The organism is Albidovulum sp., from assembly GCF_041919395.1.
In the GTDB taxonomy this organism is placed as follows: Bacteria; Pseudomonadota; Alphaproteobacteria; order Rhodobacterales; family Rhodobacteraceae; genus Albidovulum.
Genome location: NZ_JAYRTX010000041.1, coordinates 1 through 12,375 on the forward strand (window position 1 = coordinate 1; position 12,375 = coordinate 12,375).

Here is a 12,375-nt window from a genome sequence, read left to right on the forward strand (position 1 = left end):
CGTGGGCGAAGGCCGCATCCGTGTTCTCCTCGACCTCCAGCGATCCGCCGCGGTGGGCGAAGGCAAGCGGCAAAGGATGGTCGAGGAACGGATGCGGCGTTTCCATGTCGGGTCCTCCCCCGACGATAAAACGCCCGCACGGCGCGCGGTGCAAGCCTCAGCCTCGGGCCGTCACGAAACGCAGCATCGCGGCAAGGCCCAGCAGCGCGACCGGCAGGCTGCCCGCGAAGATCACCCGCGCGACATGCGCCATCTCGTCCGGGCCGGTGGCGGCGGCGAATCCGGCGCGGTTCGCGAGGATGCCGACGAAGGAGGCGCCGAGGGCATAGCCGAGCCGCGCCACCGTCGGCAGGGCGGCTGCGAAACGGTCGGCATCCTCGGGCGCGATGAGCCTGCCGCCACGCCTGAGGATGAAGGTCCAGGCCATGCCGTAGCCAAGGCCCTCAAGCGCCATCCCCAGCGCCACGAGCGCGACCGGCCCCTCGGGCACGGCATGGACCGACAGCGCGACGGAGACCGCGACGATGGCCATGCCGAGTGCGATGATCCGGGAATCGTACCGTTCGGGCGCCCCGGCGACCAGCACGGCAGAGGCGGTCCAGGCGATGGAGACGATTGCCACGATCCAGCCCGAGATCAACGGCGCCGTGCCGTGGATGCGCTCCAGCAGAATCGGGCCGTAGGTTGCCACGCCCATGGTCGCGACGTTGATCGCCAGAACCATGACCACCGCCGCGCCGGCCGCCCCCCGCGGATCGAGCGCCCCCCGCGGCCAGAGCCGGTCCGGCCCCGCCCGCCCGTCGAGCCGCGCGAAGAGCCCGAGCGCCGCCAAGCCCAGACAAAGCGACAGCGCCATCCACTCCACGGCTGCGACGATCCCGGCGAAGGCGACGCCGAGGATCGCAAGCGAGAGAAGGGCAAGCCGCCGCCAGGGCAGCCGCGTGGCCGCCGCCGCCGGCGCTTCGGGCACGGAGCGGAGCCCGAACCAGATCCAGAGTGCGAGCGCCGCCGCCTGAAGGCCGAAGAAGGCGAAACCCGTCCTCCAGTCGGCCCAGGTGACGAAGAACCCACCTGCGAGCGGTCCGACGAAGGCCGATGCGCCCCAGGTCAGCGACACGGCGGCCATGGCCCGCGGCATGAGCGGCCCGGGAAAGAGCCGCACGACCGCGACATAGCACAGGCCAACGAGGCCCCCGCCGCCCACGCCCTGTGCAAGCCGCCCGGCCAGGAGAACCGGCATGCTCGGGGCGACCACGGCGACCGCGCAGCCCAGGGCGAAGACCGCCGCCGCAACGGCCATCGGCCGGCGCAACCCGCGTCTCGCCGCCACGAGCCCGCTCGCCGCACCCGCCGCGATGGAGCCCACCTCGTAGATCGCGAAGTTCCAGGCGACGAGCGTCGCGCCACCGATGTCGTCGACGATCGCCGGCATCATCGTGGTGATGAGCAGAGCGTCGGCGGCATGGAGCCAGGGGCCGAGGCAGACGAGAATGAGCACGCTGAGGTGCCCCGCCCCCAGCAGGTCCCGCCATCCCGCCGTCCGAACCGGCCCTTCCATGCCCTGCCCCCCCGCTCCGGCCGGCATGAGGCCCGCGGGGCGGGGCAAGGTCAAGCCGTCAGGCGCGCTGGAGCTTGACGGGCTCGCTCCGCGCCAGCCTGAGGAAATGCGCCATGAAGGGCCGCGTCGCATCCTCGGCCCGGGCCGCCGCGTACATCCTTTTCGTCACGCCGCCCCGCGTCAGTCGCCGGGTCACGTAGTCGGGCCGGTACTTCACCTCGCGCAGCACCCAGTCGGGCAGGACCGAGACGCCGCGGCCCGAGGCGACGAGCATCAGGATGACGGCGGTCAGTTCCACCTGCCGCACCGCTGCTGGCTCTACCTTCGCCGGCGTCAGCAGCGTGGTGAAGACGTCGAGCCGGGTGCGGTCCACCGGATAGGTGATGACAACCTGGTCGCGCAGGTCCTCTGCCTCGATCCATTCCTTCGCCGAAAGCGGGCTGTCTGCGGCGGCCACGAGCGTCGGCGCATAGTCGAAGAGCGGGTTGAAGACCACGCCCGGCAGGGTCTCGGGGTCCGACGAGATGACCAGATCGACCTCCTCGCGGACGAGCGCCGACAGCGCCTCGAAGGCGAGGCCGGGGCGGATGTCCACGTCCACCTCGGGCCAGGCGCGCCGGAAGGCGTCGAGCACGGGAAAGAGCCAGTCGAAACAGGCATGACATTCGATGGCGATATGGAGCCGCCCGGTCTTGCCCGAGCGCAGCGCGCGGAACTCCTCGGTGACCGCCGCGATCTCCGGCAGCACCTTCTCGGCCGCGCGGAGCAGCCGCTGGCCCGCCGCCGAAAGCTTCAGCGGTTTGGACCGGCGGACGAAGAGCTCCACCCCCGTCTGATCCTCCAGGCCCTTCACCTGGTGGGAAAGGGCCGACTGGGTGATGTTCAGCACCTCTGCCGCGCGCGCAAGCCCGCCCGCGTCATGGATCGCCTTGATCGTCCTGAGATGCCTGAGTTCGAGATGCATGGCGCCAAAACTTGGTATGAACCTCATATTTATCTTGAGGATTATGAATTTGTCTCACATCACGATTCCTGCGACAAGGGGGAAAGCAAAAGGAGCCGAGCCATGTCAGCACCCCGCCTCTCGTTCGAATTCTTCCCGCCGCACACGCTCGACGCCTCGTTCCGGCTCTGGGAAACCGTCCACGCGCTGCAATCGCTGAAGCCCGAACATGTTTCCGTCACCTATGGCGCGGGTGGCACGACACGCGCACTCACCCACGAGGCGGTGACGACCATCGGCAGGAACTACGGCCTGCGTGTCGCCGCCCACCTCACCTGCGTCGACGCGACGAAGGCGGAGACCTTGGAAATCGCCGACGCCTATGCAGAGGCCGGCGTGCGGGATATCGTGGCCCTTCGCGGCGATGCGCCGAAAGGGGCGGCGCGCTTCACGCCCCATCCCGACGGCTTCGCCAATTCGGTGGAACTGGTCGAGGCGCTCGCCGCCACCGGCAAGTTCAACATCGCCGTCGGCGCCTATCCCGAGTCGCACCCGGAGGCCGCGCATCAGCAGGCCGACGTCGAGTGGCTGAAGCGCAAGGTCGATGCCGGCGCGAGCCGCGCCATCACCCAGTTCTTCTTCGAGGCCGAGACCTTCCTGCGCTTCCGCGACGCCTGCGCCAGGGCCGGCATCGACGTGCCGATCGTGCCCGGCATCCTGCCGATCATCTCCTGGGAAGGCGCCCGCCGCTTCGCGGAGCGCTGCAACACCCATGTCCCGCCGCGGCTTGAAGAAGCCTTTACCCATGCGATCCGCGACGGCCGCGAGGACCTTCTCGCGCTGACCCAGTGCACCGTCCTCTGCGAACGCCTGATAGAGGAAGGCGTGGACGCGCTGCACTTCTACACACTCAACCGGCCGCAGATGACGCGCAACGTGTGCTTCGCGCTCGGCATCGTGCCGGAGGTCTCCCTGCAGAACGTGGCCTGACCGGCACGTCTCTGTTTCCGGCCCTGGACCGTCATCGCGGTTCAGGGCCGTTTTTTTCGGTCGGGCCGAGGAGGCGGCTTTCCACCGGCCGGCGGGAAGGATAGCTCTGGCGCGCCACAATCGGAGCCTGCCATGTCGAACGCCTTCCCTGCCCGGAGTCCCGCCGACCTCCTGCCGCGCGACAGGTTCCTGTCGCTCTCGGGGCTCGAATACATGCGCGCGGTGCTGGACGGCCGGATTGCCGGCCCGGCCATTGGCGCGACACTCGGGTTCCGCGTCATTGAGGTCGATCCGGGCCGCGTCGTCTTCGAGGGCAGGCCGGAGTTTGCCCACACCAACCCCACAGGCGCGCCGCACGGCGGCTGGTATGGCGCGCTTCTGGACAGCTGCATGGCCTGCGCCGTGATGACGACGGTGCCGAAGGGGAGCTACTACACGACGCTCGAATACCGGGTGAACGTCACCCGCCCCGTGCCTCTCGGGATGCGGGTGGTGGCCGAGGGGCTGATCCAGCACGCCGGCCGCTCGACCGGGGTCGCCCGGGGCGAGATCCGCAGCGCCGAGGACGGCAAGCTCTACGCCACCGGCTCGACCACCTGCCTCGTCATGTCCGCCGGCTGAGCCGCAGCGCCGGCACGTGCCAGCGTCCCGGCCGCGCCCGGACGGCAACTGCCGTGGGATGCACCGATTCGGACGGATCGCGCCCGACCTTCCGCTTCGCCCTGAGGACGAAGGCCTTGCCCCAGCCTCGCGTCGTCCCGATCGACGGGGCCTGCGGATCGGTCGGAAACCGCGCGCGCCAGCCTTCCGGCAGGGGCAGGCCGCAAGCCTCCGCCTTCTCGCTCATCCAGACCAACGGGATATTGGCGAGCGGCCGCGCTGCGGCGAATCCGGCCAGTTGCCCGCCCACATCGCCGTGCGCGCCGCGGAACCAGACCTGTTCCAGCCGCCCCTTCCAGTCGCCAGCCAGAGAATCCCACAGAACCGGGTCGAAGGCCGCCCGCGTCTCGTCCCGCGCGAGCGCGTGGAAACCCGCCTTGACCACGGGACTGAGGTGGTGGTTGTGGAACTCGTGCTGCGGCTCGGTCCAGGTCCAGAGGACCGGCAGCCGCACGCCCAGCGCCTTCACCGTGTCGAAGGCGCCGATCATCTCGATTTCCACCCGGTCGTGGCAGAAGCGCTTGTGAAAGACCGTCTCGCCCGGGCTGCCCGGCTCGCGCTGGTAATAGCGGTAGGCAAGCTGGACATTGCGCTCCGTCGCGCAGTCGGACCGGAGGAGCCCCACCTGGTCGATCACCCCCGCGAGCGAGCGGACGGCATAGGCGCCGCGCGAATAGCCGAAAAAGAAGATCCGGTCGCCCGGCCTGTAGCGGGTGGCGAGCCAGCCGTAGGCCCGGCGGATCTGCCGGTTGATGCCGCGCCCCATGGCGACGGCGGGCGTGTCGCGCCACATGTGCCACTGCACGCCCGCTTCGTAGTAGAGCGAGAGACGCGCCGACGAGGGCGCGGATTTCAGGAGCTTGTAGATCAGCCCGATGTTCGTCTCGCAGCCCGGCGCAAGCGTGGAGAGCGTTCCGTCGAGCAGGATTACATGGATGCAGGGTGCGCGGCCGCGCGGCGGGGCCTGGGTCTCGACCTGACGGCCGATCCTGAATATCCGAAGCAGCTTTTCGGCAAGCCGCGTCACCCGCAACGACCCTCCCCTTCCCTGCTCTTCATCCTATGACGGATCGAGCCGGAAGCGAAATGCCGGAACACCTTACCCGTCGTGCCGCCCCGTTCCCGTTTCCCTGCGGGGGACAGTCTCCGCACCCGCCAACCGGCGTGGCCTGCGTGGAACCCCGGCCCTTGGTCTACCGTCATCGGACTCTCCTCCCGCCCCCGGCGGAGCGGGCAATTCACGGGCGGCTCTCTGGCCCTTTCGGCGAATATGGGTCTGCCGCCCGGCCGCCTCAGGCTAACCACGGAAGTTTGACGAAAGCTTGATCGGGCAAGCGGCCTTTTCGTGGCGGATCGGGGCAGACGTCGCGGCACGGCCGGCCGTTCATGCGCGGGGACCGCAGGGCGCAGCCTTGCCGCCGGGGCCCTGTGCCGCCTAGGCTCGCGGCAAATGCGTCGCACCTCGCGCCCCGGTCTCCGCCTGGCCTTCGCCCTCAGCGGCCTCTTGCCGCTCGCGGGTATCATGGCGCGGCCCGTCGAAACGCAGGCGCTGGTCTGGACCGTCTTCGTGGCCGTTCTCCTGATGGCGCCGGGGCAGCGCACCTCGGGTCCGGGCTTCGTCCTCGCCGCGGTCGCCACGGGGATGGCCGTGGAACTGGCCGCCTGGGCCGGGCACTATGCCGCCTGCACGCCGCAGCCCGCGCTCTTCCACCCGCAACTGGGGCGCGACCTGATGATCGGCGCCGGTTTCTATGCCGGCCTCGGCCTCGCCTGGGCCTGGCTCGTTCGCCGCTTCGGCTTCTCGGTGGGAAAGTGCTTCGCCGTGAACGGCGCGATGGGGGTCTTTCTGGAACAGAAGGGCGCGGCGTTCCTCGCGGGTCTCCAGGGATTGCCGCAAGGTGCGGTCCTATGGGTCTTCGTCGTCCTGATCTACGGCCCGATGGCGGCGATCCCACCCGGCACGCCGAGCCCGCGGCGGCGCCTCTGGCACTTTGCTGCCGCGGCACTTGCCGCCGGCGCAGGCGCCGTTGCCGGCACCTACGCGTTCGGTCTCGTCCTCATGGTGTTCGGGCTTCTGCCGGAACCTCGGCCGATCTGCGCCGCGCCCCTATGGTAGGGCCTAGAGATCGAGCCGCATCACCGTCGCGATGGTCAGCGCCCCGAAGCCGTTGAAGCGGGTGTTGGTCGCAGTCGAATAGGCGCCCATCCCCGAAAGCACGACATAGTCGCCCTCGGCAATGTCGCCGGGCAGCATCACTTCGCCCGGCAACCGGTCCACGCTGTCGCAGGTGGGTCCGAAGACAATGCGGGGCGCGGCTTCCGCCGTCCGCCGCCCGCCCTCGGGCGCCAGCACCGCGATGCGGGTGATCATGCCCGCCAGCGGCAGTTCGTCGAGCGCGCCATAGGTCCCGTCATTGAGGAATACATGGGCATCGTCGCGCACCGCTTTCACCTGCGCCGCAAGCGTGAAGGCCTCGGCCACCATGCCGCGCCCCGGCTCGCAGACGAGCGCCGGCGGAGCGCCGTCGAAGGCCTCGTCCGCCACGCGGGCGATGAGCGCGAAGATCGCCTCGAGCGCGGGCAGCTCGCCCTCCACCCGGTGCGCGGGAAAGCCGCCGCCGGTATTCAGCCGCCGCGCCTTCACGCCCGCCAGACGACAGATCTCGGCCGCCGCGCGGATGTAGGCGTCCCAGGCCATCGGGTCGGTGCACTGGGTGCCCGGATGGAAGGTGAGCGAAGGGATGAAGCCCGCCGCCTCGACCGCCCGCAGAAGCTCCGCCGCAACCTCCACCGTCGCGCCGAACTTGGCGCCGAAGTTGTAGGCGGCCCCGGCGACCGGCAGCTTGAAGCGGACGGAGATTTCCGTGCCCTCGGCCGGCACCAGCTCGATGAGCTTGGCAAGCTCCGACCGGCTGTCCACCGAATAGGACTTCACGCCCATCCCGACTGCGTAATCGATCTCGTGGCGGGCGCGGACCGGGTTGTTGTAGTGCATGGCGGCCGTCGGGGCGAGCCGGGCGATCATCTCGATCTCGGCGGGCGAAGCCACGTCGAAGCCCTCGACCCCCGCGGCGACGAGGTTCTGGATCACCATCTCGTCGGGGTTCGACTTCACCGCATAGGTGACAAGGCCCGGAAAGCCGTCGAGGAACCGGTGCGCCGTCGCCTGGAGGACGGCGGGCGCAAAGAACATGACCGGGTCGACCGGCCGCTCGATACGGAGAAATTCGGACGGATTCGTCCATATGGTCTTGGAAAGCCCCATCGGCCTGCTCCTGCCAACAGAGCGCAGCCACCTCTTGCCCCGGCTTGACGGGTCGGGAGACGCTTACGCGTTTCAACCAACCAGGCCAGGTGCGTATGAGCCGCCCTTTTCCTGAACGAAGTGTGCGCGATATGGGACACAACCTGACCGATGAAAAGGGTAGATTTGTGGCGCACGGTCGTTATTATGACGATGAAGCAAATCAAAACGACGGTGTTGCAGAATGGACGACCTCGACCGGGCGATCCTCGGCCAGCTCGGTGCAGATGCACGCATGTCGGTGGCCACTCTGGCGCGCCGGCTGAAGGTTGCGCGCTCCACCATCCAGGCACGGCTGGAGCGGCTTGAATCGACCGGGGTCATCGCGGGCTACACGGTGAAGCTCGGCGAGGCCGCACGCGCCACCCGCATCCGCGCGACTGTCCTTCTGACGATCGAGCCGCGCGCCCAGGCCAACGTGCTGACCCGGCTGAAGGCCGTGCCGGCAGTCGAACGCATCCACACCACCTCGGGTCGCGTGGACCTCCTTCTCCAGGTCGCCGCCGCCTCCACGGCGCAGCTCGACGAGGTGCTCGACCAGATCGGCGAGATGACCGGGGTGAAGTCGTCTGAAAGCCTCATCCACCTTTCGACCAAGCTCGACCGGGCGGTTTAGGGCCGCGGTCAGAGGATGAACGACGGCGAGGTGTGTACGTACCGGTCGAACCGCGCCGCGTCGTCGCTGCACAGGATCATCAGGTAGAAGGGATCGAGCCGCCCGCCGCGAGCCCGGAGCAGGTGGTCGAGCGCCACCCGGTTGGCCATCGGCACAGTGACGAAGAACCCCTGCCCCTCCGGTCCTTCCCGCGTGACATGGTCGATCAGCGCCGGAATGTCGGCCGGGTCCAGCGAAGCCATCGGGCCGGCGGTCGGCTCGAAGCCGTCCGCGTCCGGCGGATTGGGCTGGATCCCGAAGGCATATCCGGCCGGCCTGCCCCCGCGCCGCGCCAGGAATGCCGGCCGCATCCCGAGGAGAAAGCCGATGTCCTCGTCGCGGCGAAACCCGAGCACCTCGCGCTCCAGCGTCACGATCGCCAAGATCGCCTCCGGTCCCGGCACAAGGCGCTCGAACACCAGGTCCGTTGCCGGGACGACCGGCCCGGCGACGAGCTTCACGTCGAGCGAGGTTGTCCGGTGGTGCACGCCCGACCTGAGGTAGAGCGACAGGGCGCGTTCGTCCTGCGTGGCGACGATGGATTTCCCCCGGGCACGCCCGACGGGGAATGCCCGCGCAAGAAGTGCGCGGCCGATGCCTCCGCTCTGGACACCCGGCTCGACGAAGAACATGGAAAGTTCCAGATGGCCGTCGCGGAGGACGCTCAGCGCCCACCCGACAAGGCCGCCCCCGGCATCCTCGGCAACCCAGTTTTCGGCCGCCGTGCCCCAGAGGTGGGTGATCCATGTGCCCTGACGTTTCCAGGATGATTCGACGGGCGGGTTCCTCGCCGTCGCCTCGTCCACGAAGCCGACGCGGAACAGGTAGTCGTAGATCGACCGGCGGAAGAGCGCATAGGCCGCGGAAAGATCGCCTGCGCGCGCCTCGCGGAGCGTTATCGCCTTCGTCATCATTCGCCTCCCCTCGGGACAGTCCCGCCCCGGAACGACCGCGGCAAGGATACGCCGGGGCACACGCGCGGCCAACAGTGCCTGCCGGGGCCATGCCCGGAAGCAGGGGGCGCCGTCAGGTGCCGGCCCGCCCCTTCAGCCGGAAGAGGTCCAGGAACCGCTGGCCCGTCGCGGGATCGCCCCGGAACGTCACCGTCCCGGACCCGAGCCAGTGCTCCAGCCGCCGCGCCCCGTAGACGACGCCGGCGAGCGCGTTGGCGCTGCCCGCGAAGACCACATCGCCCTCGGCCGGCCCCCTCTCGACCTCCCAGCGGCCGTTCTCCAGGCCCCCCCGGAAGCTCTCCCGCCCCATGTCGAAGCCGGCGGCGATCGCCGCCTCCTTCGCCGCCCTGCGGTCCACCATCGCCGCCATCGACAGCATGAGCGCCGTGGGGCTGATGAATTTCCTCGGATCATGCCCCGGCAAACGCGCCCCGAACCGGCAGAGCGCGTCGATGACCGGACGCACCCCGCGGCCGAGCTCGGTCAGCTCGTAGACCTGCACCGCCGCCGGATCGGGCAGGGTCACGCGGCGCAGGATGCCCCCTGCCTCCAGTCCCTCCAGCCGCTGTGTCAGGACCGAGGCGCTGATCCCCGGCAGCCCGGCGCGCAGAAGCTGGAAGCGTTTGGCCCCGAGCATCAGCTCGCGGATCACGAGAAGCGCCCAGCGGTCGCCCAGAAGGTCGAGCGCATGGGCGGCGATGCAGCCTTCGTCATAGACGCTGCGGGGGGGACGGGGCGGCCCTTTGCCGATTTCGTTCATTTTTCCAACTATCAGTTGCATTTTACAACTTAAGCGAAGAGCATCCCCGCCGCAACAGGATCCGCGACAGGAAGGGAATCGCCATGCCTTACATCGACGGCTTCGTCGTTCCGGTGCCAACCGGGAAACGCGAGGAATATCGCGCCCACGAGGCGAAATGGTGGCCAACGTTCCGCGACATGGGCGCCACGGCCTTCGGCGTCGGCTGGGGCGACGACGTGCCCCACGGCAAGCAGACCGACTTCTTCCGTGCCGTCGATGCGACGGCCGACGAAACCGTCGTCCTCTGCTGGATGGTCTGGCCCGACAAGGCGACCCGCGACGCCGCCTACAGGAAGATGATGGAACTCGACCCCGACATCTCCGGGATGCCCTTCGACGGCAAGCGGATGATCTGGGGCGGATTCGAGCCCCTGCTGATGGAAGGAACGGCGGCATGACCCACCATGGCAGCCCCTGCTGGTACGAGCTTTCGACCGCGCCCGGCAAGCTCGCCGAGGCGGGCGACTTCTATGCGAAGGCCCTCGGCTGGACCTTCGCCGACGCGGGGATGGAGGGCTTCACCTACCACCTCGCCAGCATCGGCGGCGAGATGGTCGCGGGCGCGATGGACATGCCCCCCGATGCCGCCGGCATGGCGCCGATGTGGATGATCTACTTCGCCGTGGACGATGCCGACCGCGCGGTGGCCGAGATGGTCGCGGCCGGGGCGACCCTGCACCGCCCGGTCGCGCCGATCCCCGGCACCGGGCGCTTCGCGATCCTCGCCGACCCGACCGGCGCCGGCTTCGGCATCCTGGAACCGGCGCCCATGCCGGGCGGCGGCGGCGGAACCGCCTTCGACCAGTCGAAGGCCGGCCACGGCAACTGGAACGAACTGTCGACGGGCGACCAGAAGGCCGCCATGGCCTTCTACGGCAAGGTGCTCGGCTGGAAACCGGGCCAGAGCATGGACATGGGTGCGATGGGCTCCTACGACCTCTTCCGCTGGCAGGACCGCGACATCGGCGGCATGATGGGTCTTGCACCGGACATGCCTGGCGCGGCCTGGCTGCCCTACTTCGGCGCGAACGGCATCGCGCCCGCGATGGAGCGGATCCGCGCGGCCGGCGGCACGATCCTGCACGGGCCGCAGGAGGTTCCGGGCGGCGCCTTCATCGCCCAGGCCCGCGACCCGCAGGGCGCGCGCTTCGCCGTCGTCGGCCCGATGGAGCACACGCCATGACCCGTGACCGCATGATCACCTGCCTCTGGTTCGACGGCACCGCGCGCGAGGCGGCGGAATTCTACGCCGCCACCTTTCCCGACAGCCATCTCGGCCATGTCCTTGCCTCCCCCGCCGACAATCCCTCGATGAAGGCCGGGGGCGAGCTTCTGGTCGAATTCACCCTGCTCGGCCAGCCCTTCGTCGGCCTGAACGGCGGCCCGAACTTCACCTTCAACGAGGCGGTGTCGCTCATGGTCCTGACCGAGACGCAGGAGGAGACCGACCGCTACTGGGCCGCCATCACCGGCAATGGCGGGCAGGAAAGCGCCTGCGGCTGGTGCAAGGACCGCTTCGGCCTCTCGTGGCAGATCACGCCCCGCGCACTGCTCGCGGCGATCAAGGACCCCGATGCCGCCGCCGCCCGTCGCGCCATGGAGGCGATGATGACCATGGGCAAGATCGACATCGCCGCGATCGAGGCGGCGCGGGCGGGACGGTAGCGGGGCGCCTGACGCGGCGCCGAGGCGGCGATCGGGTCAGGGATCCGCGGCACGCAGGTCGCGGATCAGGTCCCTGCGGGCAATCCGGTTCGGGAAGGTGAAAACACCGTCGACCTCAAGCAGTTCCGCCAGTTCGGACGGGCTCGGGTCGGCATTGACACTCACGCTCGCCTGAACGGCCAGAGAGATCAGCATGACCCCGATGGAAAACATCTCCATCTCGCGCGCGAAAGCCGGGTCCTCCGTCAGTCGCTGCAGCTCTTCCACCTTTTCCCTGAACTCGTCGATGGTCATCGCCCGCTCTGCATCGTTTGGCCTTGCACCGCCGCTGCGCGCATCCCGATCATCCGGATCGGCTCGCAAATGATCCGCAAGCAAGGCGAGCCGCTCCGGCGCCATGGTTTCAAGCAATTTGTCCGCGACGATCTGTTCGATCCGTTCCACGACAGGCTCGGGCACCTCGAAGTCCGAGAGCAGTTCGGCCAGCTTGTCCTGGTCCGCCACCTTTGCGGAATGCTCGGACAGGCGCGCTCTGACCCTGTTCATCCGAGCGTTGGTGAGCCGGTCATGAAGCATGTTCCGATAGGCGTCAGTTCGAACGAGCAGCGCCGCAATGAACTCCGCATCGCTCCGCGGCGAGGCCACGGCCGGAGGCGCAACCATGAGAAGGAGAATGCAGGCCAGAACGGTGACGTGACGCAGCATCGGTGCGAGGATCCCTTGCCGAAGCCGCGTTGAAGCACCGCAACATGGCCACATGAAGGCACTTACGCCCGATCCCGCGGGGCCAGCGTCCCGCCCGGGCTCATGGCGCGCCCCTTCCCCTCTCGGCGCGGTTTCGCTAA

The 12,375-nt window shown here is 69.0% G+C and carries 14 protein-coding genes; 7 read left to right on the plus strand and 7 right to left on the minus strand.

Translation table 11 applies throughout. The annotated features are described in order from the left end of the window. Positions 1 to 157: 157 nt before the first annotated feature. Positions 158 to 1,558 carry an MFS transporter gene (locus ACMUOO_RS08810; protein WP_301919158.1) on the minus strand — a complete coding sequence of 467 codons (1,401 nt, stop codon included), beginning with the start codon at positions 1,556 to 1,558 and terminating at the stop codon, positions 158 to 160. A gap of 58 nt (positions 1,559 to 1,616) precedes the next feature. Then, positions 1,617 to 2,522 carry a LysR family transcriptional regulator gene (locus ACMUOO_RS08815; protein ID WP_301919430.1) on the minus strand — a complete coding sequence of 302 codons (906 nt, stop codon included), beginning with the start codon at positions 2,520 to 2,522 and terminating at the stop codon, positions 1,617 to 1,619. A gap of 102 nt (positions 2,523 to 2,624) precedes the next feature. On the opposite strand from ACMUOO_RS08815, the gene metF reads away from it, so the two are divergent. Continuing rightward, on the plus strand, positions 2,625 to 3,491 hold the full coding sequence (metF, locus tag ACMUOO_RS08820; RefSeq protein WP_301919159.1) for a methylenetetrahydrofolate reductase [NAD(P)H]: 867 nt from the start codon (positions 2,625 to 2,627) through the stop codon (positions 3,489 to 3,491). Between the two features lie 132 nt (positions 3,492 to 3,623). Beyond that, positions 3,624 to 4,112 carry a PaaI family thioesterase gene (locus ACMUOO_RS08825; protein ID WP_301919160.1) on the plus strand — a complete coding sequence of 163 codons (489 nt, stop codon included), beginning with the start codon at positions 3,624 to 3,626 and terminating at the stop codon, positions 4,110 to 4,112. Here the strand turns inward: ACMUOO_RS08825 and ACMUOO_RS08830 are convergent. Beyond that, positions 4,096 to 5,184 carry a DUF2235 domain-containing protein gene (locus ACMUOO_RS08830; RefSeq protein WP_413855032.1) on the minus strand — a complete coding sequence of 363 codons (1,089 nt, stop codon included), beginning with the start codon at positions 5,182 to 5,184 and terminating at the stop codon, positions 4,096 to 4,098. The genes ACMUOO_RS08825 and ACMUOO_RS08830 overlap by 17 nt on opposite strands. 417 nt (positions 5,185 to 5,601) lie before the next feature. On the opposite strand from ACMUOO_RS08830, the gene ACMUOO_RS08835 reads away from it, so the two are divergent. Further along, positions 5,602 to 6,267, plus strand: coding sequence for a hypothetical protein (locus ACMUOO_RS08835; protein ID WP_301919161.1), 666 nt, complete (start codon positions 5,602 to 5,604; stop codon positions 6,265 to 6,267). Positions 6,268 to 6,270: 3 nt separating this feature from the next. Here the strand turns inward: ACMUOO_RS08835 and ACMUOO_RS08840 are convergent, their stop codons facing one another. Beyond that, a complete protein-coding gene (locus ACMUOO_RS08840; protein WP_301919162.1) occupies positions 6,271 to 7,416 on the minus strand; it encodes a type III PLP-dependent enzyme in 1,146 nt (381 codons plus the stop codon). 223 nt (positions 7,417 to 7,639) lie between these two features. Between ACMUOO_RS08840 and ACMUOO_RS08845 the strand changes: the two genes are divergently transcribed. Next, positions 7,640 to 8,071 carry an Lrp/AsnC family transcriptional regulator gene (locus ACMUOO_RS08845; protein ID WP_301919163.1) on the plus strand — a complete coding sequence of 144 codons (432 nt, stop codon included), beginning with the start codon at positions 7,640 to 7,642 and terminating at the stop codon, positions 8,069 to 8,071. An 8-nt stretch (positions 8,072 to 8,079) separates the two neighbouring features. Here ACMUOO_RS08845 and ACMUOO_RS08850 read toward each other — a convergent pair whose 3' ends face one another. Continuing rightward, entirely contained in the window at positions 8,080 to 9,021 is a 942-nt protein-coding gene (locus ACMUOO_RS08850; RefSeq protein WP_301919164.1) for a GNAT family N-acetyltransferase, read from the minus strand. A gap of 115 nt (positions 9,022 to 9,136) precedes the next feature. Next, entirely contained in the window at positions 9,137 to 9,823 is a 687-nt protein-coding gene (locus ACMUOO_RS08855; protein WP_301919165.1) for a winged helix-turn-helix transcriptional regulator, read from the minus strand. A gap of 83 nt (positions 9,824 to 9,906) precedes the next feature. On the opposite strand from ACMUOO_RS08855, the gene ACMUOO_RS08860 reads away from it, so the two are divergent. From ACMUOO_RS08860 to ACMUOO_RS08870, 3 genes are read left to right on the plus strand one after another with little or no spacing between them, the layout of a single operon-like run. Further along, entirely contained in the window at positions 9,907 to 10,263 is a 357-nt protein-coding gene (locus ACMUOO_RS08860) for a DUF1428 domain-containing protein (RefSeq protein ID WP_301919166.1), read from the plus strand. After that, the gene (locus ACMUOO_RS08865) at positions 10,260 to 11,048 is read left to right on the plus strand and encodes a VOC family protein (RefSeq protein WP_413855035.1); all 789 of its coding nucleotides are present in this window, start codon (positions 10,260 to 10,262) and stop codon (positions 11,046 to 11,048) included. Before ACMUOO_RS08860 ends, ACMUOO_RS08865 begins: the two co-directional genes overlap by 4 nt. Further along, positions 11,045 to 11,530 carry a VOC family protein gene (locus tag ACMUOO_RS08870; RefSeq protein WP_301919168.1) on the plus strand — a complete coding sequence of 162 codons (486 nt, stop codon included), beginning with the start codon at positions 11,045 to 11,047 and terminating at the stop codon, positions 11,528 to 11,530. Before ACMUOO_RS08865 ends, ACMUOO_RS08870 begins: the two co-directional genes overlap by 4 nt. Before the next feature lie 36 nt (positions 11,531 to 11,566). On the opposite strand, the gene ACMUOO_RS08875 is transcribed toward ACMUOO_RS08870, so the two are convergent. Then, positions 11,567 to 12,235, minus strand: a complete 669-nt coding sequence (locus tag ACMUOO_RS08875) for a hypothetical protein (protein WP_301919169.1) — start codon at positions 12,233 to 12,235, stop codon at positions 11,567 to 11,569. Between the last annotated feature and the right edge of the window lie 140 nt (positions 12,236 to 12,375).

What these genes read in the sequence shown, in the direction of transcription:
- ACMUOO_RS08810 (WP_301919158.1), bottom strand. Translation starts at nt 1,558, where the DNA reads ATGGAAGGGCCGGTTCGGACGGCGGGATGGCGGGACCTGCTGGGGGCG.
- ACMUOO_RS08815 (WP_301919430.1), bottom strand. Translation starts at nt 2,522, where the DNA reads ATGCATCTCGAACTCAGGCATCTCAGGACGATCAAGGCGATCCATGAC.
- metF (WP_301919159.1), top strand. Translation starts at nt 2,625, where the DNA reads ATGTCAGCACCCCGCCTCTCGTTCGAATTCTTCCCGCCGCACACGCTC.
- ACMUOO_RS08825 (WP_301919160.1), top strand. Translation starts at nt 3,624, where the DNA reads ATGTCGAACGCCTTCCCTGCCCGGAGTCCCGCCGACCTCCTGCCGCGC.
- ACMUOO_RS08835 (WP_301919161.1), top strand. Translation starts at nt 5,602, where the DNA reads ATGCGTCGCACCTCGCGCCCCGGTCTCCGCCTGGCCTTCGCCCTCAGC.
- ACMUOO_RS08840 (WP_301919162.1), bottom strand. Translation starts at nt 7,416, where the DNA reads ATGGGGCTTTCCAAGACCATATGGACGAATCCGTCCGAATTTCTCCGT.
- ACMUOO_RS08845 (WP_301919163.1), top strand. Translation starts at nt 7,640, where the DNA reads ATGGACGACCTCGACCGGGCGATCCTCGGCCAGCTCGGTGCAGATGCA.
- ACMUOO_RS08850 (WP_301919164.1), bottom strand. Translation starts at nt 9,021, where the DNA reads ATGACGAAGGCGATAACGCTCCGCGAGGCGCGCGCAGGCGATCTTTCC.
- ACMUOO_RS08855 (WP_301919165.1), bottom strand. Translation starts at nt 9,823, where the DNA reads ATGAACGAAATCGGCAAAGGGCCGCCCCGTCCCCCCCGCAGCGTCTAT.
- ACMUOO_RS08860 (WP_301919166.1), top strand. Translation starts at nt 9,907, where the DNA reads ATGCCTTACATCGACGGCTTCGTCGTTCCGGTGCCAACCGGGAAACGC.
- ACMUOO_RS08865 (WP_413855035.1), top strand. Translation starts at nt 10,260, where the DNA reads ATGACCCACCATGGCAGCCCCTGCTGGTACGAGCTTTCGACCGCGCCC.
- ACMUOO_RS08870 (WP_301919168.1), top strand. Translation starts at nt 11,045, where the DNA reads ATGACCCGTGACCGCATGATCACCTGCCTCTGGTTCGACGGCACCGCG.
- ACMUOO_RS08875 (WP_301919169.1), bottom strand. Translation starts at nt 12,235, where the DNA reads ATGCTGCGTCACGTCACCGTTCTGGCCTGCATTCTCCTTCTCATGGTT.